Genomic DNA, 2,226 nt, shown 5'->3' on the forward strand with positions numbered 1-2,226 from the left:
ACTGCCGGCCGCGGTCGGCCACGCCGTGCTGCTGCGCGGCGCCGCGCGCCGCCGCGCCGGCGGCCTCGACGCGGAGAGCTACGGCTCCTGGTACGCCGCACTGACCGACCTGTCGCTGCGCCTGTCCGGCCTGGGCTGGCGCAACGTGCTGTGCGATACCGCCTTCGTCGCGCGCGCTGGCGAGGGCCGGCCGCACGACGGCGACATGGACGCGCTGGCCGCGCGCTGGCCCGACTGGCACGCGCGCCTGGCCCATTTCCTCATGCAGGACCCGCTGCGCGACCTGCGCCAACGACTCGCCGACCGCCTGACCCAGGTCGGCCCACCGGACATGCAACGTGATCTCTTCCTCTGACCCCGCCGCGCGACCTGTCTTCAAGGCCGTGGTGGTCAGCTACCGCAGCGCCGCGACCATCGACGAATGCCTGGAGCGCCTGCGCGCCTGCGACGGCGTCGGCGCGATCCGCGTGGTCGACAACCAGTCCGACGACGGCACCCTCGACATCGTCCAGCGCCAGGCCTCGCTCGACCCGCGCCTGCGCTTCATCGCCAACCCCGACAACCCCGGCTTCTCGGTCGGCTGCAACCAGGGCGCGGCCGACCTGGAGCCGGCGCCGGACGAGGACGACTGGCTGGCCTTCGTCAATCCCGACTGCATGGTCGAACCCGACACGCTGCGGCGCCTGCACGCGCTGGGCGCGCCGCTCGGCGACTGCCTGCTCAGCGCCGACCTGGTCAACGAACAAGGCGAGCGCGACGTCGCGGTGCGCCGGCGCGATCCGGATTTCGGCGCGATGCTGGCCGGCATCGCGCGCCCGTGGGCGGCGCCGAAGATGGCGGTGGCGCCGATCGACAGCCAGCCGCTGCAGCAAGTGCAGGCGACCTCGGGCGCCTTGATGCTGATGCCGCGCGAACTGTTCGCGCGCATCGGCGGCTTCGATGAAGGCTATCGCCTGCACGCCGAAGACCTCGACCTGTGCCGGCGCGTGCGCGAAGCCGGCGGCGTGGTCGCGGTGGCCAACGCCATCCGCGTGGTCCACGTGCGCGGCGTGTCGAGCCGCTCGCGGCCGTTCTTCGTCGAATGGAACAAGCATCGCGGGCTGTGGCGCTATTTCCGCAAGTTCGAAGCGCCGCGGCGCGGCGCGCTGGTGCGCGCGGGGGTGTTCGCGGCGATCTGGCTGCGGTTTCCGGTCGCGGCGTTGCGGGCGGCGTTGCGGTGAGGCGGTTGCAGGTGGCGGCGCGGCGATCTTGAGACGTCGCGGTCGCGGCTCGCGCCGCTCCTACAGGTAGCCCATGTAGGAGCGGCGCAAGCCGCGACCGCCATCCTCCCGCCCCCGCGCAAACCGCACGCAAGCGCGCCACCGCACCCACCGCGCTCAAACCTCCAGCAAATCCCGCCCGATCACCAGCTCGCCCTTGAAATGCGGCGCCACCGCCGCACGCCACACCGCATCGGTCAGCGCCGCATCGCCGCCGGGCACGAAGTGGTTGAGCACCAGCGTCTTCACTCCCGCTTCGGTCGCCACCCGCCCGACCTGCTCGGCGGTGGTGTGGCTGTCGAGCAGGTGCTGGCGCAGCCGCGCGGCCTGCGGCTCGCTCGCGATCAGCGTCTCCAGCGCCGGCAGGTACATGACTTCGTGCACCAGCACATCGGCGCCGCGCGCCAGTTCGATCAGCGCCGCGCTCGGCCGGGTGTCGCCGGAGAACACCACCGAGCGGTCGGCGGTATCGAAGCGATACGCGAACGCCGGCCGCAGCGGCGGATGCTCGACCACGGCCGCGCGCACCCGCACGCGCTCGTCGCGCATGACTTCGCCGCCCGCGCGCAGCTCGTGGGCGCGGATCAGCGTGGCCGGATCGGGCCGGCCCTCGTCGGCGATGCGGGTGCGGATGTCGACATCGTTCATGCGCAGGAACTGCCGGGTCATGCGCTTGAGCGGCGGCGGGCCCCAGGTGCCGACCGGCGTGCGCAGGTCGGCGGCCCAGGCGAGCAGCAGCAGATTGCCGTAATCGGCGTTGTGGTCGGAATGGTGATGGGTGACGAACACGCCGCGCAGCGGGCCCAGGCGCAGCCCGGCCAGCGCGAGCTGGCGCGCCACGCCGTTGCCGCAATCGACCACGTAGACCGCGTCGCCGACCACCACCGCGCTGGCCGGCGCGGCGCGCAGCGCCTTGGGCGTGGGGCCGCCGGCGGTGCCGAGCAGGACGATGCGGGTGCGCGCGGCC

2 protein-coding genes and 1 pseudogene are annotated in these 2,226 nt (G+C 73.3%); 2 read left to right on the forward strand and 1 reads right to left on the reverse strand.

Annotation, left to right across the window (positions count from 1 at the left end):
* Positions 1–355 (forward strand): annotated as a pseudogene (locus tag A7A76_RS05250) (glycosyltransferase); the annotation flags it as partial.
* Positions 339–1,220, forward strand: a complete 882-nt coding sequence (locus tag A7A76_RS05255) for a glycosyltransferase family 2 protein (RefSeq protein ID WP_343225288.1) — start codon at positions 339–341, stop codon at positions 1,218–1,220. The pseudogene A7A76_RS05250 and the gene A7A76_RS05255, both read left to right, overlap by 17 nt.
* 156 nt (positions 1,221–1,376) lie before the next feature.
* Here the strand turns inward: A7A76_RS05255 and A7A76_RS05260 are convergent.
* On the reverse strand, positions 1,377–2,226 hold an 850-nt coding region (locus tag A7A76_RS05260), incomplete at its 5' end, for an MBL fold metallo-hydrolase (RefSeq protein ID WP_343225289.1).

This window comes from Lysobacter enzymogenes, from assembly GCF_017168095.1.
Classification (GTDB): Bacteria; Pseudomonadota; Gammaproteobacteria; order Xanthomonadales; family Xanthomonadaceae; genus Lysobacter; species Lysobacter enzymogenes_D.